At 61.5% G+C, this 26,676-nt stretch carries 22 protein-coding genes and 1 tRNA gene; 16 read left to right on the forward strand and 7 right to left on the reverse strand.

What is annotated here, in order from left to right; genetic code table 11:
* Positions 1–191 precede the first annotated feature (191 nt).
* The 10 genes from ACQRC0_RS01990 to ACQRC0_RS02035 all read left to right on the forward strand — a co-directional run bounded on the left by ACQRC0_RS01990 (position 192) and on the right by ACQRC0_RS02035 (position 7,737).
* Positions 192–267, forward strand: a tRNA-Arg gene (locus tag ACQRC0_RS01990).
* A gap of 478 nt (positions 268–745) precedes the next feature.
* Positions 746–1,444, forward strand: coding sequence for a GntR family transcriptional regulator (locus tag ACQRC0_RS01995; protein WP_427727365.1), 699 nt, complete (start codon positions 746–748; stop codon positions 1,442–1,444).
* Between the two features lie 216 nt (positions 1,445–1,660).
* Positions 1,661–2,365 (forward strand): triose-phosphate isomerase, encoded by a 705-nt coding sequence (locus ACQRC0_RS02000; RefSeq protein ID WP_427727367.1) that lies wholly within the window; start codon positions 1,661–1,663, stop codon positions 2,363–2,365.
* 3 nt (positions 2,366–2,368) lie between these two features.
* The gene (locus ACQRC0_RS02005) at positions 2,369–2,890 is read left to right on the forward strand and encodes a YjbQ family protein (RefSeq protein ID WP_427727369.1); all 522 of its coding nucleotides are present in this window, start codon (positions 2,369–2,371) and stop codon (positions 2,888–2,890) included.
* A gap of 135 nt (positions 2,891–3,025) precedes the next feature.
* Positions 3,026–3,310, forward strand: a complete 285-nt coding sequence (locus ACQRC0_RS02010) for a PTS sugar transporter subunit IIB (RefSeq protein ID WP_427727371.1) — start codon at positions 3,026–3,028, stop codon at positions 3,308–3,310.
* Positions 3,311–3,412: 102 nt separating this feature from the next.
* Positions 3,413–4,816 (forward strand): PTS galactitol transporter subunit IIC, encoded by a 1,404-nt coding sequence (locus tag ACQRC0_RS02015; protein WP_427727373.1) that lies wholly within the window; start codon positions 3,413–3,415, stop codon positions 4,814–4,816.
* A 98-nt stretch (positions 4,817–4,914) separates the two neighbouring features.
* Positions 4,915–5,463 carry a hypothetical protein gene (locus ACQRC0_RS02020; protein ID WP_427727375.1) on the forward strand — a complete coding sequence of 183 codons (549 nt, stop codon included), beginning with the start codon at positions 4,915–4,917 and terminating at the stop codon, positions 5,461–5,463.
* Positions 5,464–5,538: 75 nt separating this feature from the next.
* A complete protein-coding gene (locus tag ACQRC0_RS02025; RefSeq protein ID WP_427727377.1) occupies positions 5,539–6,198 on the forward strand; it encodes a class II aldolase/adducin family protein in 660 nt (219 codons plus the stop codon).
* 54 nt (positions 6,199–6,252) lie between these two features.
* A complete protein-coding gene (locus ACQRC0_RS02030; RefSeq protein WP_427727380.1) occupies positions 6,253–7,146 on the forward strand; it encodes a class II fructose-bisphosphate aldolase in 894 nt (297 codons plus the stop codon).
* Positions 7,147–7,263: 117 nt separating this feature from the next.
* Positions 7,264–7,737: a PTS sugar transporter subunit IIA gene (locus ACQRC0_RS02035; RefSeq protein WP_427727382.1), complete on the forward strand. Its 474-nt coding sequence runs from the start codon at positions 7,264–7,266 to the stop codon at positions 7,735–7,737.
* A 177-nt stretch (positions 7,738–7,914) separates the two neighbouring features.
* Here ACQRC0_RS02035 and pknB read toward each other — a convergent pair whose 3' ends face one another.
* The 7 genes from pknB to ACQRC0_RS02070 form a co-directional block, all read right to left on the reverse strand.
* A complete protein-coding gene (gene pknB, locus ACQRC0_RS02040; RefSeq protein WP_427727384.1) occupies positions 7,915–9,864 on the reverse strand; it encodes a Stk1 family PASTA domain-containing Ser/Thr kinase in 1,950 nt (649 codons plus the stop codon).
* A 133-nt stretch (positions 9,865–9,997) separates the two neighbouring features.
* Entirely contained in the window at positions 9,998–12,868 is a 2,871-nt protein-coding gene (locus ACQRC0_RS02045) for an FtsW/RodA/SpoVE family cell cycle protein (RefSeq protein ID WP_427727386.1), read from the reverse strand.
* Between the two features lie 16 nt (positions 12,869–12,884).
* The gene (locus ACQRC0_RS02050; protein WP_427727389.1) at positions 12,885–14,822 is read right to left on the reverse strand and encodes a Stp1/IreP family PP2C-type Ser/Thr phosphatase; all 1,938 of its coding nucleotides are present in this window, start codon (positions 14,820–14,822) and stop codon (positions 12,885–12,887) included.
* Positions 14,819–15,235, reverse strand: coding sequence for an FHA domain-containing protein (locus ACQRC0_RS02055; RefSeq protein WP_055250779.1), 417 nt, complete (start codon positions 15,233–15,235; stop codon positions 14,819–14,821). Before ACQRC0_RS02055 ends, ACQRC0_RS02050 begins: the two co-directional genes overlap by 4 nt.
* A gap of 6 nt (positions 15,236–15,241) precedes the next feature.
* A complete protein-coding gene (locus ACQRC0_RS02060; RefSeq protein WP_427727391.1) occupies positions 15,242–16,249 on the reverse strand; it encodes an FhaA domain-containing protein in 1,008 nt (335 codons plus the stop codon).
* A complete protein-coding gene (locus ACQRC0_RS02065; RefSeq protein ID WP_427727393.1) occupies positions 16,246–18,099 on the reverse strand; it encodes a serine/threonine-protein kinase in 1,854 nt (617 codons plus the stop codon). The genes ACQRC0_RS02060 and ACQRC0_RS02065 overlap by 4 nt, the downstream gene beginning before the upstream one ends.
* A gap of 144 nt (positions 18,100–18,243) precedes the next feature.
* Entirely contained in the window at positions 18,244–18,969 is a 726-nt protein-coding gene (locus tag ACQRC0_RS02070) for a hypothetical protein (protein ID WP_427719328.1), read from the reverse strand.
* 115 nt (positions 18,970–19,084) lie between these two features.
* Here ACQRC0_RS02070 and dnaX point away from each other — a divergent pair, with 115 nt between their 5' ends.
* The 6 genes from dnaX to ACQRC0_RS02100 all read left to right on the forward strand — a co-directional run bounded on the left by dnaX (position 19,085) and on the right by ACQRC0_RS02100 (position 26,658).
* A complete protein-coding gene (gene dnaX, locus ACQRC0_RS02075; RefSeq protein ID WP_427727395.1) occupies positions 19,085–21,580 on the forward strand; it encodes a DNA polymerase III subunit gamma/tau in 2,496 nt (831 codons plus the stop codon).
* A gap of 221 nt (positions 21,581–21,801) precedes the next feature.
* A complete protein-coding gene (locus ACQRC0_RS02080) occupies positions 21,802–22,122 on the forward strand; it encodes a YbaB/EbfC family nucleoid-associated protein (protein ID WP_427719331.1) in 321 nt (106 codons plus the stop codon).
* 13 nt (positions 22,123–22,135) lie between these two features.
* Entirely contained in the window at positions 22,136–22,732 is a 597-nt protein-coding gene (gene recR / locus ACQRC0_RS02085; protein ID WP_099432550.1) for a recombination mediator RecR, read from the forward strand.
* 243 nt (positions 22,733–22,975) lie between these two features.
* Positions 22,976–23,878 carry a hypothetical protein gene (locus ACQRC0_RS02090; RefSeq protein WP_427727397.1) on the forward strand — a complete coding sequence of 301 codons (903 nt, stop codon included), beginning with the start codon at positions 22,976–22,978 and terminating at the stop codon, positions 23,876–23,878.
* Complete coding sequence (locus tag ACQRC0_RS02095) at positions 23,875–25,716, forward strand: serine/threonine protein kinase (RefSeq protein ID WP_427727399.1); 1,842 nt, start codon at positions 23,875–23,877, stop codon at positions 25,714–25,716. The genes ACQRC0_RS02090 and ACQRC0_RS02095 overlap by 4 nt, the downstream gene beginning before the upstream one ends.
* Positions 25,717–25,719: 3 nt before the next feature.
* Entirely contained in the window at positions 25,720–26,658 is a 939-nt protein-coding gene (locus ACQRC0_RS02100) for an FHA domain-containing protein (RefSeq protein ID WP_154518466.1), read from the forward strand.
* Positions 26,659–26,676: the final 18 nt, after the last annotated feature.

Here is a 26,676-nt window from a genome sequence, read left to right on the forward strand (position 1 = left end):
TGGGAAACCATATCCCGTTTCGAGCTCAAATTTCGGGTCGTAGTTTCCTAGAGAGGCCCCATCCGGAAAGCCCGTCCCAGAATTCGTCTGGATAGTGGGACACGCTTTCCGGAAGGCTGTTCCACCGTAACTTCGAAGAGTGGCTATGCGCTGCATGGCAGTGGCGCAAATCTGCTACACTAGTACAACATGCCTCCGTAGCTCAGGGGATAGAGCACCGCTCTCCTAAAGCGGGTGTCGACGGTTCGAATCCGCCCGGGGGCACCAGAGCAATATCGAGCCCGGTACCGCTGCGGTACCGGGCTCTTCTGGTTTAAAGGCCGGATTCGGGCCGTCGACACCCGCGTCACCGATTTCCCCGCGGGGGGAGTTTTCGAATCCGCCCGGGGGCACCAGAGCAATATCGAGCCCGGTACCACCACGGTACCGGGCTCTTCTGGTCTAAGGGCCGGATTCGGGCCGTCGACACCCGCGTCACCATCTAACAAGCCATTCTTACCCACTCTTTGCCCGCTAAAATAACGGTGGGCGAACGGTTTCGTCCGTTCTTCGATTTCTCGGCACGTTATGCAACGCCATGCGTTATGTTGTACAAGAAGTAGACAACTGGGAGGCGATCAAACTGGCTGCAAATTTTGACGTTCATGAAACCGTTGCAAGCGGTCCTGCGCTGGTTCATGCGCAGCACGGAGCGCCGAGAAATTCGATTGACCTTGCCATACTCAAGTCGAAAGATCCTATCTATTTGCAGCTTGCCGAGATTATGCGAGAGCGGATATTTACCAAGCAGTGGACCGCCGGAAGCAAGATTCCTTCGGAACACGAGCTTATGAGCGTGTTTGGGGTTGCGCGCGGTACGGTGCGCAAGGCGCTGAAATCGCTTGTCGAGGAAGGTCTGCTGGTCCAGGTGCGTGGCAGCGGAACGTATGTTGCCGAACCAGGCATTTCGCATCCGGCCGGTGTTCGCCCGCTCTCGTTTGCCGATTCGCTACGCGAGCAGGGCAAGGAGTTCGAGACGCATGTTCTCGAGCAGCGCGTGACCCCGGCAAGTGCCGAAGTGGCGGCGGAGCTGGGTATCGAGCCCGGCGTTGAGTCCATGTTTATGCGCCGCGTGCGCACGGTGGACGGCGAGCCCATCATGTGCCAAGAGAGCTGGCTGAATCTACCGGAGTGCCCGGGACTGTTGGATATCGACTACACCCAGGAATCGCTCTTCAACGCCGTTCAGCAGTGTTCAGGGCGCAAAATCAAAATCTCGCATATGCGTTACAGCGCGCGGACTGCCGGCATCGAATACGGCGAGCTACTTGGCTGCAGCGAGTCGGCCGCGCTGCTGTTGCTAGAACAAAACATCTGCCTGGAAGATGGGGTCTGCATCGAATGGACCTATACGTGGTTTAAGCCGGGGCAGCATATCGTAGGAACGGCCGAACAGGCCGACTAGCCGGTCTAAGGCAAGATGCTCCCGTGCTGCCTGTATTTACTGACTCCGCCGTTCGTGGGAAATAATCGACCGTTCAAAGAGCGCAACTCCATATCAGGTACATAAAGCTGTTCATTCTGGTATACAACTAGATGTACACAGTGAAGTGTACAACTAGTCTATTAGTTGTCCATCGCTACGGGGCTGCGAGGACAGAGAGTAGAGAGGCTTGATGCTATGGAGAAAACTCAGCTCAGGACGCCGTTTTTTGTGGTGAATCCTAAGTCGTACCTGTACGGCGAGGATATCTATGCGCTCGCAAAAAAGACCGATGAGCTGGCGGCCAAGTACGACTTTGACGTGCTGTTCACCGCGCAGCTGATCGACCTTCCGCACATCATCGAGACCTGCCCGCACCTGATTCCGTGTGCGCAGCACATGGAGAGCCTCAAGCCCGGTCGCGGCATGGGCCATGTGCTTCCCGAGGCCCTTGCTGCCGCAGGCGTCAAGGCGACGTTCCTCAACCATGCAGAGAACCCCTGTACCGTTCACGAGCTCGCTTCCACCATTGCGCGTGCCAACGAGGTGGGCATCCTTACCGTCGTGTGCGCCGACTCCGTGGAGGAGGGCGAGTGGATCGCCGGCCTGCACCCCGATGTCATGGTGTGCGAGCTGACGAGCCTTATCGGCACCGGTCAGGTCGCAGGTGAGGACTACATGCGCGAGTCGACCGAGGCCGTCAAGGCGGTTTCCCCTCAGACCAAGGTACTTCAGGCAGCTGGTATTTCCACTGGCCAGAACGTTTACGACGCCATCAAGTACGGCGCCGACGCAACGGGTGGCACCTCTGGCATCGTTGCCGCCGAGGATCCGTTTGCAACGCTTGACGAGATGTTCGAGGCACTCGATCGTGCTCGTACCGATTTTTGCAAGGAGGCGTAAAACATGGCTGTCTACAAAGAGACCCTAAAGACGGACACGCTCGCTGGCAAGCCGACGTATGTCGATATTACCGACGGCGTTGCCGCTGCCGTCGAGAACTCCGGCATCAAGGAGGGCACCGTCACGGTGATTTCCTGCCACACCACCTGCGCGGTCTTCTCCGAGGAGTTCGATCACGACTACACGCCCGCGGGCGACACGTATCTCCAGGCCGACCTGAATGCCGGCCTCGAGCGTATTTTCCCGGAGCAGCACGACTGGAATACCTACCGCTATCCCGGCCTGCGCCACTTTGAGGAGGTAGAGTCCTGGCCCAACCTGGAGGCTTGGCTGCCGGGCGGTGACCGCACCATGCTGTGGAACGGCGACGCGCACCTGCGTTCCACGCTGGTCGGCAGCAACCAGACGTTCGAGGTTGCCGAGGGCAAACTCGAGATGAACGGTCTGGCGAGCATCTACCTCGTTGATTACGACCGCACCCGCGAGCGCACGCGCAAGGTGAAGGTCGTGGTGATGGGCGATTAGCCTTCCACCATCCGGTGACGGATAAACTGGTAGCCGTGGAGCCGGAGCCAGCGAACCGCCATATATAAATTGACGGGCAGTTCTGGTTCTAGTGGGTTACTTTTAGTAATACGTTAATTCCGAAAGGAGAAAGATATGAAGAAGATTCTGTTGGCCTGTGGTTCTGGTATCTGCACTTCTACTGCCGTTCACAAGAAGGTCGAGGAGATGCTCATCTCCAAGGGCTATGCCGGACAGTTCGAGATCACCCAGTGCAAGGTTTCCGAGGCCCCTTCAAAGTCCCCCAACTTTGACTTCCTGATCGCCACGACCATGGCCCCTGCTGGTCTTCAGTGCCCCTACGTCAACGGCATTCCCTATCTTACCGGTGTTGGCACTGCCGCTGCTGAGGAGCAGATCCTGGCCCTGATGGCTGAGTAGTCCCTGCCGAAAAGGGATCACCCGGCTAAAAACTAGCGTTGTATTGGAAGGGACATACGTCCCCAGGATAACTTTGTCTATTTTGAAAGGGGATAGAACGCGATGGACGCAATTCTTGGCTTTTTCTCGTTCATTAACTCGCTGGGCGTATCTGTGGTTATGCCCATCGTCATTACGATTCTCGGCTGCGTGCTCGGTGCGGGCTTTGGTAAGAGCTTGCGCGCCGGCCTGACGGTCGGTATTGGCTTTATTGGCCTCAACCTCGTCATCAATAGCCTGCTTGGCACGACGCTCGCTCCTGCCGTTCAGGAAATGATCGAGCGCTTTGGTTTCAGTCTGTCCGTTATCGATGTCGGTTGGCCCGCTGCCGCCGCCATCGCGATGGGCTCGGTCGTCGGTACCATCATCATTCCGCTCGGTCTCATCGTTAACATCGTCATGCTCTTGACGAACACCACTCAGACCGTCGACGTTGACATCTGGGATTATTGGCACTTCGCCTTTACGGGCGCCCTCGTCGCGATTGTTACGGACAACATCGCCATGGGTGTTATCGCTGCTGTCCTGAACATGATTATCATCATGGTTCTGGGCGACTACACTGCTCCGCAGGTCGAGAAGTCTCTGGGTATGCCCGGTGTCTCCCTGCCGCATGGCTTCACTACCGCCTATGCACCGATCGCCATGCTCTTTAACTGGATTATCGATCACATCCCTGGCCTCAGGGACATCGACATCAACGTTGACGATCTTCAGCAGAAGTTCGGCATCTTCGGTGAGCCCATGATTATCGGTTCCGTTATCGGTCTCGTTATCGGCTCTCTTGCATACTGGAACGGCGCAGACATCCAGACCTCTCTGGCCAGCGTGCTCACCACCGGCGTTTCCCTCGGCGCTGTTCTGGTTCTCATCCCGAAGATGGCAGCCCTGCTCATGGAGGGCCTGATCCCCATCAGCGATTCCGCTTCCGAGTTCGTTCAGAAGCGTTTTAAGAACCGTGGCAAGATTTACATCGGTCTCGATTCTGCCGTGGGCGTCGGTCATCCGACCACCCTCACCATCGCTTATATTCTGGTTCCCCTGATGATCGTTCTGGCCGTCGTGCTGCCGGGTAACAAGGTTCTGCCCTTTGCTGACCTTGCAGTTGTGCCTTGGATGTTCGTTCTCATCACCCCGATCGTTGAGAACAACGGCTTCCGTGGCATCCTGATCGGTATCATTGTCCTCGCCGTTGGCCTGTACATCGCTACTGACCTTGCTCCGCTCATCACCACGGCTGCCAACAACGTTGGATTTGACATCGCCGGTGCTACCGGTGCTGCTGACACCATGATTTCCTCCATTTGCGACGGCGCTAACCCGCTCACTTGGGTCATCACTCGCCTGAATGGCTGGCTCGGCTACATCGGTGCCGCTATCGTCGCCGTGGTCGCTATCGGTATGGCTGTCTGGAACCGCGCTCGCATCCTCAAGGAGGCCAAGGCCATGCATGAGGTCGAGGCGTAAGTTATCCTACTAAGCTAGTTTAATGCAGGGCTGATTTAATCGGATAGGACCTGGCGTGTACGGTGTGTGTGCGCCAGGTCTTTTTGAAACGGGGCACTATGAAGACGACCTACAGCTATCTCAAACGCTATTTCTTTATCGAGGTTACTCTAACGGGGATAGTGTGCCTGGCGGCCCTCCTCGTGTGTCCCTATCTCGCCTATAAGGGTATTGTCCCCGGCATCATGATCGTCTTGATGGTTCCGGCCGCTTATCAGGTATGGAACACGTTCGTGGCAATTGCCAACCCGCAGACGGTTGAGATTGACGATGAGGCGATCGCTTTTTCTGCGTGGGGTAGGACCGACCGATATCTGTGGAATGACGTGACGTCCTTCCGCGTTAGAGAGTTCCCCTCCGCTGGAAAGATTTATATCAGAGTTAACAACAGTGGGCTTTTGAGGGGTCGTTATTGGCTCCAAACGCGTGTCATGACTGACGGTCGTGAGCTGTTCCAGAGGATTTGTGACCTGGAGTACAAGATTCATCCGGATACGCTTAAGGCGCGCGCCCGCAGGGTCAACTCCGAGTACCTGGAAGCAGAGAAAGCTTCCGATGATGAAAAACCAAAAAGCCGCCGTCATGACCGTAAGGGCAAAAAGCACTAATAAAGAAATCAATGCAGCGATTTTGCCTTTTCGATTTGGCGGGGCCGAAGGATTCGAGAACCGCGAGGTAAAGAAATGTTTGATACACAGAAGCAGGAAGTTCTGAACGCTGCTCTCAAACTCGATCGCTACGGCCTTATTGCGTTGTCGGGCGGTAACGTGAGTTGGCGAATGGACTCTGGTGAGGTTCTTGTCACGCCTTCGGGCATGATTTACGACGACATGGTCCCCGAGGACATTCTTGTTGTTGATCTCGATGGAAATATCATCGAGGGAGAGCGCAAAGCGTCTGTGGATACCGAGGCGCTGCTGTACATCTATAAGAACATGCCGCAAGTTAACGCCGTAATCCATACGCATCAGCCATATGCGACTGGTCTGGGACTTGTCATGGACGAGCTTCCCTGCAATTTGTCCACGATGGCAAATGCGACTGAAGGACCGGTTGCCGTGGCGGAATACGGTGATCCGGGCAGTCTGTCTATGGGCGTTGAGGCCGTTAAGGCGATTGGCGATCGACTTGCGGTCGTTTTGAAGCATCACGGCGTCATTGCGGTGGGTCGCGATCTTCGTCAGGCACTCTTCTCTTGCGTCTATCTCGAGGAGGCGGCAAAAACTGTTTCCGTGGCTCTGTCGACGGGGATGCCTATGGCGACCATGACTCAAGAGCAGATAGATGAGGCCGTTGCGGTATTCCACCGTTACGGGCAAAAGCCCATCGACCAAGACGCGTAAAGCTTCATTTGGCAACTCCATCTCAAATTACTAACTCGATAGGAAGGAACTACCATGCTTGTCAATCTTCGTGATATCTGTGGTATCGCCGAGCAGAACAACATGGCTATCGCGGCGTTTAACACGCCGAGCCTCGAGGCCGTCCGTGCTGCGATCGACGCCGCCGAGGCAACGGGGTATCCCGTGATCATCCAGCACGCCGAGTGCCACGACGACATTACGCCGCTCGATGTCATGGGCCCTGCAATGGTCGCGCTTGCCGAGCGTTCTACCGCGCAGGTGTGCGTACATCTCGATCATTGCGAGAACCTGTCCTACATGCGTCGCGCGCTCGAGATGGGCTTCAACGGCGCGATGTTCGATGGATCTGCGCTTCCTTACGAGCAGAATATCGCTAACTCCAGCCGCGCCGCCGCCATGTGCGCAAGCTTCGATTGCGGCCTTGAGTGCGAGCTGGGCAGCCTGGGAGCTCGTGAGGGCGATATTCTCGAGGACGGCTCCGCTGCTCCCGAGGGCGGTTCCGGTGCAACCTACACCGATCCCGACCAGGCGCTCGATTTTGTCGCCTCCACCGGCCTCGATATCCTTGCCTGCTCCTTCGGAACCGTGCACGGCCTGTATCGCGGCGAGCCCCAGCTTTCCTTTGAGGTGCTCGACCAGATTCGCAATCGCGTCGAGATTCCGCTGGTCATGCATGGCGGCTCCGGCGTATCCGATGAGGATTACCACAAGGCCATCGACGCCGGCATCCGTAAGATCAACTACTACACCTACGGCGTAAAGTATGCCGGCGAGACAGTCTGCGACCTTGTCCAGTCGCGTCGCGCCAACGACAGCAATGCCGTAGTGTACTGGCATGATATGACCACTGCTGCCTACGAGCGCCTGCTCGAGGATTTCACGCAGGTCATTCGCGTCTTTGCCAACGGCGCCGAGCCGCTCGCCTAGTAGCCCCCTGGGATCGCGGGGGCGGAAGGTCCGTCTCCGCGATCTGTTTTAATTCTTCATTGAGCTATATGTGCCCTCGTTGTTTTCAAAGGGTGCGATGTATCTGAAAGGAACGCCATGTCTGCTGTTGACACCAGTCTTTTTAAGCCGGAGCTCGTTTTCTTTGATTTTGAGGCCACTGATCGTGTGGACTTCTTTAAAAAGCTTGGCGAGGAGCTCAGCTCTCGTGGTTACGTTAAGGACTCGTGGTTCGATGCCATTATGGAGCGCGAGACCAATTACCCCACCGGTCTTGGCTGCCAGGCCATCAACGTCGCGATTCCGCACGTCGACCCCGAGCATCTCGTAAAGCCCTACATTGCCATCATCAAGCCCAAGACTCCCATTGAGTTTGAGGCTATGGGCGGTATGGGCGATCCCGTCCCCGCCGAGTTTATTGTGAACCTGGGCCTGCTTGCCCACGCCGAGGGCCAGGTGTTTATTCTCCAGGCGCTGATGGGCATCTTTATGGATGATAACTCCTGTGCCGAGATCCTGGCTCAGGATACTCCTGAGTCCATGGTCGAGACCATGGTGAAGTTCTGCGGCTAGCAATTACTGTATCACATATCTGTTGTCACCTGGGAGGCTCGCTTCGGCGGGCCTCTTTGCGTTGCTATGGAGCCTTGGTCTGTCGATAAAGAAAGCGCCCGCTTGCTGGGGGAGCAAGCGGGCGCCTGTGAGCGAATATGTTTGCGGCATCAGCCGCTGTGGGCAATGTCTCGATGACTAGTTGGTCGTGCCGGAATCGTCGCCTGAATCGGTGCCAGAGCCAGAAATCGAAACCGTCAGCGTGATCGTGCTGTCGGTGGACTGCTTGCCAGTGGGGGAGACGCCCGTCACGGTGGCGTTTTCGTTACCACTCACGGGGTTGCCGTTCTGATCGCAGAATGCGATGTTGTAGAATCCGGCGTTGTTGAGCGCGGTGACGGCGGAGGAGATGCTCTTGCCGTACAGGTTGCCCGGAACGTTTGCCTTGCCGGACTTCTTGGCGATGACGACGGTAATCGTGGCGCCGGGCTTTTGCTTACCGCTGGGGTTCCAGCTAATGACGGTGCCCTCGGTGACGGAATCGTTCTCCTGGTAGGTCACATCGACGCCAAAGCCGGCCATATCGAGGGCGTTGCGTGCCTGAGCCTCGGTCATGTCGGTCAGATCGGGAACGGAGGTGGTGTCGGGTCCACTCGAGACTTTGTACGAAATGGTCGTGCCCTTATCGACTTCCTTGCCCGCATCGGTGCCCTGTTCAAAGACTTCGCCCTTTTCGGCCTCGTTGGCTTCCTCGGTGGCATTGCCCTTAAGGCCGACGCTTGCCAGCGCCGCCTCTGCCTGGTCCTTGGTCAGACCAACGAGCTGCGGGACATCAACCTTCTCGGAGGGCTTGGGACCCTTGGAGATTACCAGATTCACCTTGGTGCCCTTGGGCTTCTTGGTGTGACCGTTAGGAGTCTGCTCGACAACCTTTCCCTCGTCGACGTCGTCGTTGTAGCTCTGGTCAATGGTTCCGACGTCAAGGCCGGCATCCTTAATCAGTTCGACGGCGGTCTGCTGGTCCTTACCCAACACATCGGGAACCGGGACCTGCTCGCCGCCAAAGAGTCCGGTGGCAAAGGCCACGATGACGCCGATAACGGCTACCGCAGCAATTACGGCGGCGATGATCTTGTTCTTGTTGGATTTGGGCTGCTCGGTGGCGTAAGAGCCGGTTGAACCCGAGACGGAGCTGCGAGCGTTATTTTGTCCGCTCACGCCCGAGACGGGGCGTACCATGGCGCGCGTCTGGTCGGATAGCTCTCGGGTCTTGGTGGCACCCAGGTCGCCAACGGCGCCGATAACGCGCGTAGGCTCCGGCACGTTGACGGCGCGACCAGACAGGTAGCTGTTGAGCACCTGACGCAGCTCGTCGGCCGTCTGGAAACGGTTGGCCGGATCTTTTTCCATGCACTTGAGGATAATGCGCTCAAGATCGGCATCGACACCGGAGTTGATCTGGCTCGGCGGCACGGGCAACTCGTTGACCTGCTTGAGTGCGACCGAGATGGCATCGTCGCCGTCGAAAGGCACGCGGCCGGTGGCGCACTCGTACATCACGACGCCCAGCGAGTAAATGTCCGAGGTGGGGCCTAGATCCTGCCCGCGGGTCTGCTCGGGGCTTACGTAGTGGGCGGTGCCCAAAACGTTGTTGTCCTGCGTAAGGTGGCTGTTCTTGGCGCGCGCGATGCCAAAGTCCATGACCTTGATGTTGCCGTCGGGCAGCACCATGATGTTCTGCGGCTTAATATCGCGGTGGATGATCTCGTGCTTGTGGGCGACCGAAAGTGCGGAGCTGATCTGCGAGCCGATCTGGGCGACCTTTTTGGGGTCAAGGGCGCCGTGGCTCTTGATGCCGCTCTTAAGGTCGGTGCCGCGCAGGTATTCCATGACGATGTAATAGGTGTCGCCGTCCTTGCCCCAATCGTAGACGCCGACGATATAGGGGGAGGAGAGGCCGGCGGCTGCTTGGGCCTCCTGCTTAAAGCGTGCGGCAAAGGTGGCGTCGCCGGCATATTGCGGCAGCATGATTTTGATAGCTACCGTGCGGTCGAGGACCTGGTCCTGTGCACGGTAGACGGTCGCCATGCCGCCCGTTCCTACCTTATCCTTGAGGAGGTATCTTCCCCCGAGGACCCTCTGTTCCATTCCTGCTCCTAACATGACTATTCGCTCAACGATGTGTGTAGTACCAAATTTGAGGCCGCTGGGGCCGTGTGGCGCATTGCCGCTAGCGTTATCGGCCGCGGCACGCCCCATGCTTGCGCATCAATCACGGGCATCACGCTCCCTGGGCGGCAAGCGCCGCGGTCAGGACGATGCCGGCGATCTTTGCCGCCTCGACATCGTGCTTGTCGTAATCCTCCAAGGCTACCGAGATGGCGACCGTGGGTGAATCGTAAGGCGCAAAACCGACGAACATTGAGTTGACTTTGGTACCGACGGTCTCGGCAGAGCCGGTCTTGCCGGCAACCTTGACGCCCGGAATCTGGGCATCGGTGCCGGTGCCGGATTGAACGACGTCGAGCATGGCCTGTTTGACCTGTTCGGCCGTGGTGGCGCTGACGGCCTGGCCCAGTGAGCGGGACTGCGTGGTTTTGACCACGGTTCCGTCTGGGGCGAGCACCTGGGCAACGAAGAACGGGTCCATGACGACGCCGCTGTTGGCGATGGCCGCCGCGATAACGGCGTTCTGCATGACGGTGGTCTGCGGACCCGGCGTGTGGTCCATGCCGACGGGCTGGCCGGCGCCGGCCCAGGCGATTTCCCACTCGGTCATGAGCGAGGGGTCGGCCATGATGGACGCCGCGGCGGTTAGGTCCTGACCGAGCTTTTGGCCATAGCCAAAGGCGTTGGCGAACTGTACGAGTGAGCTGGCGCCAACCTCGTTTGCCACCTGACCAAAGACGACGTTGGACGACACGGCAAAGGCCTGCTGCAGGCTAATCGTGCCGTAGCTCTCATTGGCGGAGTTGGTGACTGGTGCATTGCCGATATCCATGGAACCGGGCGCCTGATAAGTGCTCGAAAGGCTTGCGGTGCCGGTCTCGAGTGCCGCCGAAAGCGTGACGACCTTAAACGTGGAGCCCGGAGTATAGAGGGCGTCCATGGCGCGGTCGTACATAGAACCGTCCTCACCGCCGCCCGATTGCAGCAGGGCGTCGATGTTGGTGTTGTCGTAGGTGGGCGAGCTGGCGCATGCGAGCACCGCGCCAGTGCGCGGGTCCATGACCACGACGGCGCCCTTAAAGCCCTTGAGAGCCTGTTCGGCGGCCGTCTGGATGCGGGAGTCGATGGTGAGTTTGGCGGTGTTGCCCGGCTGGTTTTGGCCCGCGAGCGACGCGATGGCGTTGTTCCAGCTGGAGTAATCCTTGGAACCGGTGAGCGTGTCGTTCATCACGCTCTCGATGCCGGCGGTACCGTACTGCTGGCTCACATAGCCAACCACATGGGCGGCCAGGTTGCCGTTAGGGTAGGAGCGTACGTAGGTGCCGTCCTCCTGTTGCAGCGATTCGGCCAGCGTCACGCCGTCGGACGTGATGATGGAGCCGCGCTGGATGTACTTGGAACGGGCGATGGTGTGATTGTTGGTCGGCATATCCTGGTAATCCTTGGCCTTGATGACCTGGACATAGGTGAGGTTGCCGATGAGGATGGCGAACAGGGCCGTAAAGGCAAACACCGCGCGGGTTAGGCGGTTAGCGAGCGCCACGCGGCCGAGCACGCCAGATTCGGGCGTATCGAGCAGGCGACGACGCATGCGCGAGCCGGTGGAGTGGCTGCCACGGCCGTAGGAAGACGAAGAAGCGAAGCGCGTGCCGGCATGCGCCGCGGCAGAAGCGACCTGGTCGTCAGTGATGGCGGCCATGGTGCCGGTACCGGTGAGCTCGGCTTCGCGACCGGTGGCCTCATCGCCGGCGCGCAGCAAAAGCGCGACAATGATAAAGCTCGCCAGCAGCGAGGAGCCGCCCTGGCTCATAAAGGGCAGGGTGACGCCGGTCAGCGGAATCAGGCGGGTAACGCCGCCAACGATCAAGAAGGCCTGGAAGCTAATGGCGGCCGTGAGGCCCGTGGCGCTAAATGCGGCAAGGTCGGACTTAGCGCGGGCGGCCGTGGTCAGGCCTCGCACGGCAAAGAGCATAAACAGGACGAGTACGGCGCCGCCGCCCAAAAGGCCCATTTCCTCGCCGATGGCCGAGAAAATGAAGTCGGACTCGACGACGGGGATGTTATTGGCCATGCCATTACCGATGCCAACGCCGATAAGACCGCCGTCAGCCAACGAGAAAAGGGATTGCACAATCTGGTAGCCCTGGCCCTGGGCATCCTTAAAGGGGTCGGCCCAGATCTGGAAACGTACCTGGACATGCGACAGGAACTTGTAGGCGCCCACGGCACCCACTGCCAAAAGCGCAAGGCCGATGACGACATACGAGAAACGTCCCGTGGCGACGTAGAGCATCAGCAAGAAGATGGTGTAGAACAGCACGGCGGAGCCCAAGTCGCGCTCGAAGACAACGACCAGAAGGCATACACCCCACACAGCGAACAGCGGTAGCAGCAGGCGCAGGCGCGGGACCTTGAGGCCCAAGATCTTACGATTGGAGATGGAGAGTAGCTCGCGGTTCTCGGCTAGGTATCCGGCCAAGAACAATACGATAAAAATCTTGGCGAACTCGCCGGGCTGGATGGTGAAGCCGGCGATGCGAATCCACAGCTTGGAGCCCGAAATGGTGGTGCCGATAAAGATGGGCAGCATCAGCAAGATGATGCCGATGATGCCAAAGGTGTACTTGTAGCGCATGACCACATCGAGATTCTTGATCATCGCGAGCGTGCCCACCATCAGTGCCACCGAGACAAACAGAATGACGAGCTGCGAGATGGCGAGGGCGGGTGCCAGACGCGTTACGAACGTGATGCCGATACCCGAAAGCACAAAGACGATGGGCAGGATGGCCGGATCGGCACCGGGCGCCAGGATGCGCACGGCGATATGCGCCGCGGCGAAGGCGGCAAAGAGACCGATCGGCACGGCGAGCGTTTCAAACGAGATGGAAGCGCCTGCGGTGAGCACGTACATCGCATACAGCAGGATGACGGGGAACGCCGAGGCGATGAGCAAGAGCATTTCGGTGTTGCGGCGACTCATAAGCGGCACTCCCTTTCTAATTCTTATCGGAGGCTTCGGCCTCGGCGGACTGTTCGGCGGTTTTTTCGGAATTCGATTTGGAAGTCGATTCCTGGTCGGTGTTGTCGCGAATCGTTTGCGCGTCGATCACCTGGCGGGTCTGTTCCTCATCGATTTGATGACGGTACTTGGAGATAGTGTCCTGCGCGTCGTCGACACTCGTTTGCGGAATGCCTGCTTTCAGGCGATTCTGCGTGTCTTCGGGTAGGTCGGATAGCTTGATGGCGGTCGTGCTCTCGAGCCAGTGCAGCTTAAGGCCGAGCGGCTTGCCGGGAATGCCCCGGTAGACCGCGACGGTGTCCTTGTAGGTGCCCAGGTAATACGAGCCGGTGACGCCCGCGTAGGCCCAGATGGCTGCCGCCAGCACAAAAGCGATGCCCAGGATGGCGGCAATGGTGACGTTGCGGCGGCGAACACGCTTCGCCTCGCGCATGACGCCGTCGTCGACCAGGTCCACAACGACTACCGTCACGTTGTCGTGGCCGCCGGCAGCGAGCGCGGCGTCCACCAGGTTGTCGACGCAAATCTGCGCCGTAGACGATTGCGTGGCGATGTTTTCGATTTCGCTATCGGGAATCATGCTCGAAAGGCCGTCCGAGCACAGGATCAGGCGGTCGCCCTCTTCGATGTGCAGGGTAAAGTGGTCGGCATACATGGCGGGGTCCGAACCCAGCGCACGTGTGATAACCGAGCGGTTGGGATGGACGCGCGCCTCGTCGGCCGTAATTTCGCCAGCGTCCACGAGCTCCTCCACATAGGAGTGGTCGCGGGTCACGCGGATGAGCGTGCCCTCGTGGAGCAGGTAGGCGCGCGAGTCGCCCACGTGGGCGATGGCGAGCATGTCGTTTTCGATATAGGCGCAGGTTGCCGTGCAGCCCATACCGGGCTTGCCCAGGCCGTTGAGTGCGGCCTCGATGACGGCGGCGTTGGCAGCTTCGACGGCTGCGGCTAGGCGCGCGGCGTCGGCAGCCTGTGGCGCCGTCTTGGCGATGGTCTCGACCGCGATGGAGGAGGCTACCTCGCCGGCGGCGTGACCACCCATGCCGTCGCACACGCAAAAGAGCGGCGACTGTACCAGGTAGGAGTCCTCGTTGTGCGGACGCACGCAGCCAACATCGGAGCGGGCGCCCCACATGAGTTGCGTGGTGGTGCCGGCATCGTAGGTCGAATCGGTCTCGATGCGCTCGTCGGCCAGCGGCTCAAAACTCATGGTCGAACCAGGGTCCTTGAGCTTGGCCTCCACGGCGGCGACATCAATCTCGGCCGTGTCGCCGGGCGAGACGGCGTTGGCCTCGTTGCTCGGGTCGTCGACTTTAGACGTGGCGGGCACTTCGGTTGTGTGGTCGGCAGGCTCTTCGTCTTGCGGGGCGACGGCTGCGGGCTCGGGTGCCGCGAAGTGTGCGGGCGCGGGCGTGCTGTGGGGCTGAGAGGCGTCCTCCGTCGCTGCGACGGGCATCTCTTCGGCCGTAGGCTGCACGGCCTCGGGCGCCGATGCGGCCGCGGGGGAGGATGCCGCCGCGGGTGCCGGTGTAGATGCGGGCTCGGGCGCTGCGGTGGGTGCTGGAACTACGGGAAACACCGGTGCCGTGGGCTCGGGGGCCAAAAACACCGCGGCACTCTCATCGATTGCCGCGGCGACAGACTCGGCAAAGTGGGCCGGCGCAGGTGTAGTTTCCGGTGCCGAAGGTTGATCGGCAACGGCGTGCGCGCCGATGGGGGCATCGGTGGAATTATCTTCATCCTGGCCATCGGTGGGCATCGGATGGTCTTGCGTTACATGCGAAAGAGGCAGGGAGAACACGGTGTCCTCGGGCTCCACGGGCGCAGGGCCCGCCGGGGCGGCATGAGCCGGCACGGCCGCGGGGGCAGCCAGTGCCTCGGACATGGTTGCGGACTTGTTCTCCTCGTCGATCATCGACGGTTCACCTTCATGACCACGTCGCCAATCTGGACTTCGTCGCCCTCGCGCAGCGTTGCGGGCTCCACCAGCTGGCGGCCGTTAACAAGGGTGCCGTTGAGCGAGTTGAGGTCCTCGATAATAAGTGCCGGGCCCTGCAGCGAAAAACGCGCATGCGAGGCAGAGACAAACGGCTCGTTGATGCAGATGTCAGATGACGGCGAACGACCGACGATGACGGGGCCAAGCATATCCACGTGAATACCGCGAATGCCGCGCGGGCCCTTGTCCACATCGATCGTCCAGATGGCAGAGTCGCGGCGCTGGCCGCGCACGAGCCCCACGCCGGTCTTCATGACGGCGAACAAGAAGATATAAAGCAGGACGACCAGTACGATGCGGCCTGCAAAAAGGACGATATCGATGTTCATAAGCGATTAACCCCTAAATTCAAAGGTGCTCAGGCCAAACGTTAGCAGATCGCCGTTGCGCAGCGGGCAGCGCGTGATGCGGCGGTTGTTGACGAGCGTGCCGTTGGTGGAGTTGAGGTCCTCGATCGACCAGTCAGAGCCGGTAAAGGTGAGCTGGGCATGACGGCGCGACACGTTGGGGTCGCGCAGGGCGATGTCGGATACCGAGCGCTCACGACCGATGGTCACCTGCGCGGAGGTGATGTTGTGGCTCTCGCCGCTCACGACGTCGACGAGTTGGGCGAGCGGACGCTGCGGGGCGCGGGGACTTGCCATGTTGGAGGCGATGCTGGTCGCAGCGCCAAGGCCCACGGCGGCGCCAGTGGCAGCCGCTCCGCCCATACCGGCAAGTGCGTCGCGCGAGACGGTTTGCGGCACAGGGATGGGGGCTGCGGGATCGGGGACATTGGGTGCAAAGGGGTCGGCCACAGCGAGCGGGTCGGGAGTGACAGCGCGGGGTGTCGGCTGCTGCTGGGGCATGGCGGCCGGGTGTTGCTGCGGCGATGCAAACTGCTGCTGACCGGCGCGGGGGGCGCTTGCGGCACGGCTTGTGGCCGAGCTGTTCTGTCCCAGGCCATTTTGATAGGCGCGCTCTTCCTCGTACAGACGGCCGAGCGTGGGAGCGTCGACGTTCTCGGCAAAGACCGAGAACTTGCCGGCGCGCAGCTGAGGGTCGATCATAAAGCGAACAAGGGGCTCGCCGACAAAGACGTAGCGGCGTTTTTCGGCCTGCGCCTTCACAAACTCGCGCACCTCGCGCGAAAGCTCGGGATAGAACGGGGCAAGCATGGGATCGTCATCGGTGGCGATCAGGATGGTATAGAGCGCCGGCGCGGTGTTGACGCCGTTGATCACCAGAGTTTGATCCTCCATGTCGCGAGCAGCCTGCTTGGCAAGCTTCTTAAAGGAGAACGGGGCACGGGTGGCACCGAAGATGCCGGCCACGTGGTCCTCGAAGATGTTCAGGAAGTTCACGAAAGATCACTCTCCGTATAGGTTCTTTGGTATCCGAGCAAATACAGGCATATCCCAACGATTATAGAGGATAGGATTCCCGCAACCGCCGCCTTGGCGACGACCGTGCCCGCAAGGCTGGCAATTTCCATATGGTGTGCAAGACAAAACGATACGGCCGAGCCGATACCGGCGACGGCAATTGCGACGATGGCGGCGAGGTTTGACCCCTGCTCGGCGCGCTTGGCATGGGCATTGAGCAGCAGCGACGTTGCCGCGGCTGCTGCTGAAATCAGTGCGAAGGCGGCCCAGAGGAACGCGTCGCCCAGCGCTGCGGCGACATTGCCAAGCCCCAGCACGCCTCCCGTAGGGAGGGCAGCTGCGGCCAGGCGGGCAAAAAGCGCGCCTATACCCGTGGCGGCAGCGGCGCTTGCCGGGCCGAGCCAAAACGCCGCGAAGCCCGCGGCGGCCCCGGCGGCAAGGATGGCGTCGCCGGTTAGACAACCTAGCGCAAGCGCGCAGGTGAGTGCCGCGCTCGCGGCCGCTTCGGTGCGTCCCCAGGCAATCCACCATCCGGACATGGCGGCGGCAAAAATGACCGCGACCGGCAGCATCGACAGGATGCCCTGCGCCTGCATGGTGGCGTTGGCCATGAGCACCAAAAAGCCCACGGCCGAGATAGCCGAGCCGATCTGCGGTGCCAAGCCTGCCGCCGCGCCAATAGCGATGGCCGCGGCGACCAGCCCGGGAAGCGCCGCGACGCCCGCTGTCTGCATAAGCAAAAAGCTGAAGGTTGCACACGTTAGCGCCGAGATACCGCGCATGGTGTAATCGCGCGCGCAGCTCCAGCGCGTGCCCGCCCAACCGAGCGCGGGGTCGACTTCGATGGCGTTATCCTCGTAAGGCAGCGACTCCATATCGTCTGCTGCGTGCTCGTCGTCCGAAAGCTCGCTTACCATCTGCTCCAAGCTGCGACGGCCTTCGCGCACGCTCCCCAAGCCGGCAAGGAGTTGGTCGCAGAATGCCTCGATGCTATCGGGGCGGTCTTGCGGCATAGGGGAGAGGGCGCTCATGAGCGCTGCCTCGGCTCCCGGGGGAAAGTGCGGGATCAGCTCGCTGGGGTAGGTGGCGCCGCCGATGATGCGGTCGAGCGAGTCGGCAGGCGTTGCCGCCATAAAGGGGGCGCTGCCGCACAGGCCCTCGTAGATCACGCAGGCAAGGGCAAAGACATCGGCGCGCTCGTCGACCGTGCCGGTCTCGATATCGAGTTGTTCGGGCGGCATGTAGCCGATGGTGCCGCCGCGCGATCCGCCAAAGCCGCCGGCAGATGACAGCCGCGCCATGCCAAAGTCGGTGAGCTTTACATTGCCCGAGTGGTCAATGAGCACATTGGCGGGCTTTATGTCCAGATGAAGCACGCCGTTTGCATGGGCAAAGGTGAGCGCCTGACCCAACGCGTCGGCAATGGTCGCTGCCTCGTCAAAGGTGAGCGAGTGGCCGTCCACGCGATGCAAAAACTCGGCCAGCGACATGCCGTCGACATACTCCATGACCAGGTAGGCATAGGCGGTGTCATGCGTAAAGTCGATAACCTGCACGATATTGGGATGTTGAAGCATGGCGGCGGTATGTGCCTCGCGCAGTACATCCATGATGTCGCTGGCGGGTATGCCGGAGCCGTTGATAAGAGGGATGCGCTTAATGGCCACGCGACGACGCAGGTGCGTGTCGCGGCAAATCTCGATGGAGCCAAAACCGCCGGTCGCAAGCGTCTCGAGCGGCTGGTACCGCTTGAGCAGCTCGCGAGAGCTGGTGCCCTCCAAAGGGACGTCCGGCGAGAACCGGGCGGTATGTTGCGAGAAAAGCGGCATGGCCAACCCTCGTGCGTTTAAAGTTCGTTTGCGAGCGGCGGGCGCGGGGCCGAGCCATTCGCGGTGGCATAGATGCTGCTAGTGTAGCACGCTCTGGTGCATGGGGAGGATAGCGGGATGCGAGGCTGCCTGTCTGACTTGGCCTTAGCGCTTCTTCTTGCCCTTCTTCTGCTTGCACTGCTTGCCCTTGTTGTCCTGGGGCTTGTCTGCCTTGTCTCCCTGCTTGGCCTCGGCTGCAGCCTTCTCGGCCTTCATTTTCTTCTTCTTGGTCTCAATGCGGAGCTTTTTGTTGATGCGCGCCTTAAGGAAGGAGCCAAACTGCTCGGCGTCGCCGCGAACAAAGGTGTCCTTGGGGATCGTCACGCCCTGGTCTGCGAACATGGCAACAAAGATGCGCTCGCCGTCGAGTACGTGGTCGAGCTTCTCAAACGGGAAGAACTGCGACTTGCCGCTCTTGCCCCATACCATCAAGCCGTCCTCGTTGGCGGCGACGCGGCGATAGCGGCCTCCCATGGACTTGTCGGCCTCGACGGCGTCGATAAAGTCGCGGGCGAGCGTGTGGTGCAGGTTTTTGCTCCACCAGGCCAAAAAGGCGCCGAACACGATCAGGACGACGCCAAACTTGATCCAGTTGCCGCCGGCCACCAACATGCCGATGCCGAGCAGCGCGGCAATTGCCGCGGCGACATACAGCGAGCCGCGACGCCTGGGCGAGGCGACCAAGCGGGCGAAGTCGGTGACGAGGTCGTTTTCGTACTGATACTCGTTGAGGTACAGGATGCCGTCGTCGGCTGCTGCCTGCTTCTCGAGCGCGACCTCGACCTGGTCGGCTGCTTCGGAGGGAACGAGGTTGCTCTCTGCGTCTGCCATGCTCTTTGGACTCCTATCGCGGCGGGCTCGCCGTACGGGTTATTATGAGTGCAGTATGCCGTGCGACCGCATGGCCGTCGCGGCAACAAAACTCAGTATACCCGGGGGAGCACCCATGGAATCGTTGTACCGAAAGTATCGCCCGCTCACCTTCGACTCCGTGGTGGGCCAGCAGCATATCGTCTCGACGCTCGAGCACGCCATCACCGAGGGACGCCTGTCCCACGCGTACCTGTTCTGCGGACCGCGCGGCACGGGCAAGACCACCATGGCGCGCATTCTGGCCAAGGCGCTGCTATGCCGCAATGCCGAGGCGGCGCGCGCCGAGGGCGCAAGCGGCTGCATGCCCGACGGCACTTGCGAAGAGTGCGAGCTCATCGCCGAGGGCAACCACCCCGATGTCTACGAGCTCGATGCCGCAAGCCGTACGGGCGTGGACAATGTGCGCGAGGAGATCATCAACTCCGTTAACTTTGCCCCGGTGCGTGGCAAGTACAAGATCTATATCATCGACGAGGTCCATATGCTCACGACGGCGGCGTTCAACGCGCTGCTCAAGACGCTCGAGGAGCCGCCGGCGCACGTGATCTTTGTGTTGTGCACCACCGATCCGCAAAAGATTCTGGAGACCATCCTCTCGCGCTGCCAGCGCTTCGATTTCCACCGCATCGGCAACGAGGATATCGAGCATCGCCTGTCCTACGTGTGCGAGCAGGAGGGCTTCGATTACGACGACGAGGCGCTGGCCATCGTGGCGCGCCATGCCAAGGGCGGCATGCGCGACGCGCTTTCCACGCTGGAGCAGCTGAGCGTTTTTGGCAACGGCGCCGTGCATGCGGACGATGCCCGCTCGCTTTTGGGCGAGGTTTCGGACCAGATCCTGGGCGAGTTTGCCCGTGCCATCGCCGAGCGTGATATTGCTGGACTCTATGGGCTCATTCGCGCACAGGTCGAGGAGGGCAATGACCTGCTTGAGCTGACGCGCGACCTGGTGGCGCACGTGCGCGACGTGTATGTGGCCTGCGTTGCCGGTACCCGTGGCGAGCTGTTTGAGGGCGGGGCCGAGCAGGCCGAGGCGCTTGCTGCCGAGGCCGCTGCCTTTGGCGGGCATCCGGCCGACCGTCTGGCCCGCGTGCTGACAGTGCTCGACGATGCCGCGTTGGAGATGAGGGGTGCGAGCGACGTGCGCCTGGTGCTCGAGATCGCCTGCACGCGCCTGGCACGTCCCGAGGCCGATCTGACCATTGAGGCCCTGGCCGAGCGCGTGGCACGCTTGGAGGCCATGGTCGCCAACGCCGCGGTGCCGGCGAGCGTGGCTGCTGCTAGTGCTGCGCCTGCGGCTGTCGCGGCTGCACCTGTGGCGACACAACAACCGACGCTGATCTCGGGTGCCCGAGCTGCTGCCCCTGTGGCATCTGCCGCTCCCACTGCTACGCCCGCGCGCCAGGGCGGCATGCCCTGGGATCGCGGCGCCGCCGCTCCGGCGGCCCAGCCCGCGCCGGCCCCCAAGCCCGCTGCGCCTGCGCCTCAGCCTGCCCCGGCTCCGATGCCCCAGCCCACCGCCGCTTCGGCTCCTGCACCTGCCGCTGCGCCGGCGCCTAAGCCCCAGCCCAACACTGCCGCTCAGGTCGCTGCCGCCGGCGCCGCCGAGACCCCTGCGGTCGAGAACGCCGGAGAGCTGCAGCGCAAATGGGCCGAGGTCGTCGAGCGCGTCAAGGCCCAACAACCTTCTTATGCGGCTCTCCTGTTGAACGCTCGCGCTACGGCAGACGATGGTTCTAAGCTCACGGTCTTGTTCCCTACGGCATTTGCTATCAAGATGCTCGGGCGTGCTGATACACAGGCAGTGTTTTTGCCGACAGTCAGTGCGGTCTTCGGTCGTCGCACCGTCGACTATGTCCTGGATGGGGGTGTCAGGCCGGCTCCTCAACATGAGGAGCATTCTCCATCTGCACGGGCTGCGGCATCTGCGGACCCGCAACCCGTGTCCTCGGCGCCCCCTGCATCCTTGAGCGCCAGCGCGACGCAGCCAAAAGCGGCACCGGTAGCGGCACCGATCCCGTCGGTGACTGAACCCGCCGTGTCCAAACCGGCTGCTCCGGTCCCCGCGTCCAAGCCCGCTGCCGCGCCTGCACCAAAGTCATCCGACCTGGCCAAGGCCCCTTGGCTGCGCTCCGACAACCCTGCCGGTGCTCCTGCCACGGGCAAGCTCCCGACCGAGCCCGCGCCCCGAGTGCCCGAGTGCGCGTCTGCTCCCAAGATTCAGCCGTCTGTACAGGCTGCGCCATGGGAATCCGAGCAGGTACCCTACGACGACGCCATGGTCGGCGGCTTCGCCGGCGATGCGAACGGGGAAGATCTTCCTCCGTTCGGCATGCCTGCCGCGGCGCCTGCGCCCAGCCCTGCCGCTTCGGCCGCAGCTCCCGCGGCTGCGACGTCCGCTCCTGCAAGTGACGACGCCCTCGCTGCCCCTTGGGAGTCCAACCCCGGTGCCGGCAGTCCTTTCGGTCACCAGGGCGCAGCCCCGGGCATCCCGCAGACCGAGGACGAGGCCAAAGCCCTCATGCGTAGTGTCTTTGGCCAGTCCACTATCTTCAAGCCGGTGGAGTAACTATGCGGGCGGGTATATACGCCGAGTTGTGAGACCTTGCATAATTCAACCTTGCATAGTCTTGCGCGGCGCGTCACGCTAGAGGACATGTACATCGACTGAGTTAGCGCGACCGCCTCGCTCGTTTGCCCCGCGCCGTGGTACGATTTTTGAGTTTGAAAGTCCCGCCGTGCCCGGCTGCCCTTGCAGCTTGTCGCACGACCACACGTAAAGGAGCCATCATGGCCGGTATGAACATGCAGCAGATGATGAAGCAGGCCCGCAAGATGCAGGAGCAGCTTGCCGCCGCGCAGGAGAACCTCAAGTCCCAGACCGTCGACGCTTCTGCCGGCGGCGGCATGGTCAAGGTGACCGTTAACGGCGAGATGGAGCTCGTCAACCTCACCATCGACCCCGATGCGCTCGATCCCGAGGACGTCGATATGCTGCAGGACATGATTATGGCTGCCGTCAACGAGGCCGTCCGCGGCGTCAACGAGCTCGCCAACAAGCAGATGGGCGCCATCGCCGGCGGCCTCAACATCCCGGGCATGCCGTTCTAAGACGCGCACATATATGAGTGCCAACCATAGTCTGCAAAAACTGCTCGATGAGCTGGGCCGTCTGCCGGGCATTGGCCCCAAATCGGCCCAGCGCATCGCCTACTACCTGCTCGAGGCTGACGCCGAGGAGGCGCGCCGCCTGGCCGAGGCCATTCTAGAGGTTAAGCAGGAAGTGCATTTTTGCAGCCGCTGCTTTAATTACGCCACCGCTGACGAGTGCTCCATCTGCCAAGACTCGATGCGCGACACCACCCGCATCTGCGTGGTGGGTGAGCCGCGCGATGTCCAGGCGATTGAGCGCACGGGCAGCTACCACGGCCTCTACCACGTGCTGGGCGGCGTGATCAGCCCCATGGACAAGATCGGCCCCGAGCAGCTGCACATCCGCGAGTTGCTGGCGCGCTTGGGCCACGAGGACATCCACGAGGTCATTATCGCCACCAACCCCAACATTGAGGGCGAGACCACGGCGAGCTACCTTGCCCGCACCATCAAGCCTCTGGGCGTCGAGGTGTCGCGTCTGGCGAGCGGCCTGCCCGTGGGAGGCGACCTGGAGTATGCTGACGAGCTTACGCTCGGCCGTGCTATCGAGGCCCGTCGTGCGATCTAGGCGGCGTCAGCTCCGCGGCATGTCCCGTCGGCCTGCCGCACGGGGCGCTCATAATTGGGCACGCGTTCATGCATTTGTTGTACAACAAACCTGCTTTTCATCCGCTTATCGCGTGGATGGGTCCACTCGCACCTCGTATTTGCCCATTCGTTGCACAACCTTTTGGGTTCGCTGATACACTCAAATGTGGATATGAAAGAATGCGCCGCTTTTAAGCGGCGTGTTTTTGTTGGAGGAGAACGCATGCGGCCCGCTAGCACTCAGACAAAGCATGGCGCCGCGGTGCGCATTCGACGCCGGCTGGGCCTGGCGCCTCGGGCGTACGTGCTGCTGTCTTGCTCGCTCGTGCTGGTCATAGCCGGTGTTTCGGCTTATGGCATGACGGTGCCGTCCATGGTACAGGCGCATGCTGCGCGCGAGCTGCATATTGGGCGCAAGGCCAAAAGCGACTTGGGAACGACAACCGGATATGCGTGGGCGAGCGTGGTCTCGCATGTTGTGTTCGGTGGCGACGATGCGGACAGTCCAGAAACATCGGACAACGAGGTCACGCTGGCAAACGGCAAGACCATCGTGCTCACCAACACCAAGGTCATTACGAAGCTTTCCAACAACAGTGTGGCTTCTGTCGTCAATAAGGCCGAGCAGCAGAAGGGGCAGGACGCCCAACAGGCAGGCCAGCCCGGCGGTTCGGGTTCGTCTGGCTCCAGCTCCGATTCGTCGGGCGGCGGTTCCGGTTCGGGCTCCGCCTCTGGCGGTGGATCTTCGAGTGATGGCTCGACGGACGGCGGTGCCGGCGGCGACACGGGCTCGGGTGGTCTCTCGGCTGCCGAGGAGGAGAGTATTCACAGCTGGCTCGTGACCAAATACAACATGCTCGATGGCTATGTCGCCCGCGCCAACAGCGTGGTTTCGACCTATAACGCTACGGGCGATACCGGACCGTGCGACAGCCTGGCCAACGATATGTTTGTCATCCGTGCCGAGTTTGGCCGGCAAACGTTTTCTCCCAAGTCAAAGTGGTATCAGCAATACGCCAACCTATGGGGTTGCTACACCAATCTGTGCCAATGGGTGGGGCATTATGGCGATGACGACGTCGCGCTCAACAACTTCAATACCAAAGTGGCGGCGATCGCCCTATGACGAATAGCCTTGCTTCTGTGGCAACCCAGTCGCTCAGCCGTGATCCCATGGTGGGCCTGCGCCTGGCGCGCGTTGGAGGGTTTGAGCCCGCCATTGCGCTGGGCCCGGACGAGCTTCCCGCCTACCTGCGCCGTTTTACGATGCTGTTTGCCGATGACGCCACCATGCGCCGCGGCGGTATCGGCCGTGTGACGCGTGCCGTCAACGCGCAGGGCGAGGCCGTGGCACTCAAGCAGCTCATCTTACCAACGCGCGACGAATTTGATGACGATGTCGCCCACGAGGCGCTGGTCACCAAGTTCAAGGCGGCGTTTCGCGAGGAATATGAATGCCATCGCGCCCTTTCGGGCCTTAGAGGCTTTCCCCGCCTGTATGGATGGGGCGAGGTTGACGGCGTGCCCGCGATTGTCATGGAGTGGGTCGAGGGCGAGACGCTCGCTCGCCTGCGCTCGCGCCTTGCCGTGGACGATGCCGGGCGTCTGTCGCCGCTCCTGGCGGCGCGCCTGGGTCGCGACCTGTTCGATCTGCTCTGCCGCATGAGCTTGGTAGGCGAGGGGTTCGTCCATCGCGATATCTCGCCCGCTAATATTATGGTGCGCACGGCGCGCCTGCCGCTCGACCGACAGCTTGCCGAAGGCACCTTCGACCTGTGCTTGATCGACTTTGGCTCTTCGCTGGCGCTCGAGCCCGCCTCTGCGGTGGCCGGCACCGGCGGCAAGGCGTCGTTTACCGAGCGCTATGCCACGTTGCGCCGCGCGACGGTGGCCTACGCCCCGCCCGAGATGCTCACCGACGATATCCCCGACCTGCGCATGCTTCGCATGTCGCCGGCAATCGATGTGTATGCAGCGGCGAGTACGGTCTACGAGCTCATCGCCGGTGTCGCGCCGTACGAAGTAGCGCCGGGTGCGTCGGGTACTTCGGGCTCGCGCAAAAAGACGTGCGATATCGCCAGCCCTTATCGCCTCAAGATGGATACGCTGCCCGATTATCCCGTTGGCGCCCACGCGCCCGGCTGCGACTTGACGCAACTGCTGCGACGCGAGCCCGATGTGGCACTTGCCGCGGCCGAACAGGCTCAGCAGCTGGGACTCGATCCAAATTCCGAGGATCTGCGCGATGCGCTGGCGTTTGTCGATGCCCAGTTGTTCGACGTGGTCATGGCCTGCCTGTCCTGCCATCAGGAAGATCGTCCCGAGCCGGCTGCGGTGGAGGCGGCGCTCTCGGCATTTTGCGACCACTATGCGCAAAATGTCGCCCGCTCGCTTCGGGCCGAGCCGCTCATGCCGTGCCCGATGGAGGTATCGGGGCACACGGCCCGGCGTGCGGCGATGGTTGGTGCGACGGCGGTATGCGGCGTGCTTTGGGCTGTGGTCGTGGTATCAGCTGCGCTGTTGGCGTCGGGCGCCCATGTGACGCTCGTCGTAGGACCGCTTATGTGGTCCGGGAAGCTGCCGGCCATTATCGCCGCACTGGCGTTGGCACCGCCGGGCATGGTGGGCATCGCTGCCGGCGCCATGGCACACGATCGTCGCACGGGGTTCCTGCAAGGCGTACTGGCGCTTTCTGCCTGCGAGGTTCCGGTGCTGATCGCGGTTGCATGCACCGTGTTTTCCCAGCGCGCCGTAGCGAGCGGCTTCGTTGCCGCCTTAATTGCAACCTATGCGCTCACGTGGTTTTTGCTGGCGATGGGGTTTGCCTTTGAGCTTCCCGTCGTGTCAGCGCGACGTGCGAAAATTTCCATGGCGACGCCGCTTGCCGGCGGAGCCGCGGCTGCTCGCGCCTTTGGCGGGCCGGCCGAAGTATCCGACACTATCTCTGCGACCAAGGAGGGCTAAGCCATGGCTTCTCAAGCTGAGCTCACCCCGTGCGGGGCAATGTTTGACATCTTTAAGCGCGCAGCGCACCTGAGCCATATCGAACTGTGCGGCCTGGTACTCTCGAGCCGCCCGCTCGTCGACGGCCGTAGTCCGCAGAGCCGTGCTGCCGATCGCTCTTGGGTTTCGCGCTTTATCGTGCGCGCGCCGGTCGGCACGCTGCAGGAACGTTATTTTGCCGATTACGGCACCTCGGCCGCGCGCATTATGTCGCAGCTGGCCCTGCGCCGCCGCAATCCCATGGACGCCACGGCCGTGACCAACATGGTGTGCGGCCCCGCTGGCGAGCCCATGGTGCGGGCACTCGAGGAATGCCATCAGGACACGAATCTCTATCGCAATGCGCTCGAGCGCCTGTCGCAGGCGGCTGAGCTCATGCCCGCCGAGCGCGCCGAGGCCATCCTGGTGCTGTTTGTCGCCGTGGGCTGCTCGGCAGATGTCCGCTCGTCGGTGACCTATGCCCTCGACTACGCTCATGCGACCTGTGGCGGCGCCACGTCGACGCCGCGCTCGCTGAGCACCTCGACGGTCACGGGCGAGCACGAGGCGGCGCCTGCGCACCCGTTGGGACTGCTGCGCGTGCAAAACGGCTACGTGGTGAGCGCCCCGCGCTGGATTCAGCCGAGTGAGGAGGGCGTCGAGATCGGCGCGCTGGCGACGGGGGAGGGTGATATCACCGATGTGGGCGATGACGTTTCGGCTCGCCATGCCCACGTGTGGTGCGATGACCAAAATGTCTGGTACGTCGAGGACCTGTCGTCCACCAACGGAACCGTGGTGGTAAACGGCGCGACGAACGTCTGCACCCAGGTCGAGCCCGGCCGCTCCGCTCAGCTGAACCCCGGTGACGAGCTCAGGCTCGGAGAATCCACAACCTACGCCATCCTCCTCGGCGCCCTCTGACTCATCTCCTAAATAAGT

This window comes from Collinsella sp. SGI.033, from assembly GCF_050315135.1.
Lineage (GTDB): Bacteria > Actinomycetota > Coriobacteriia > Coriobacteriales > Coriobacteriaceae > Collinsella.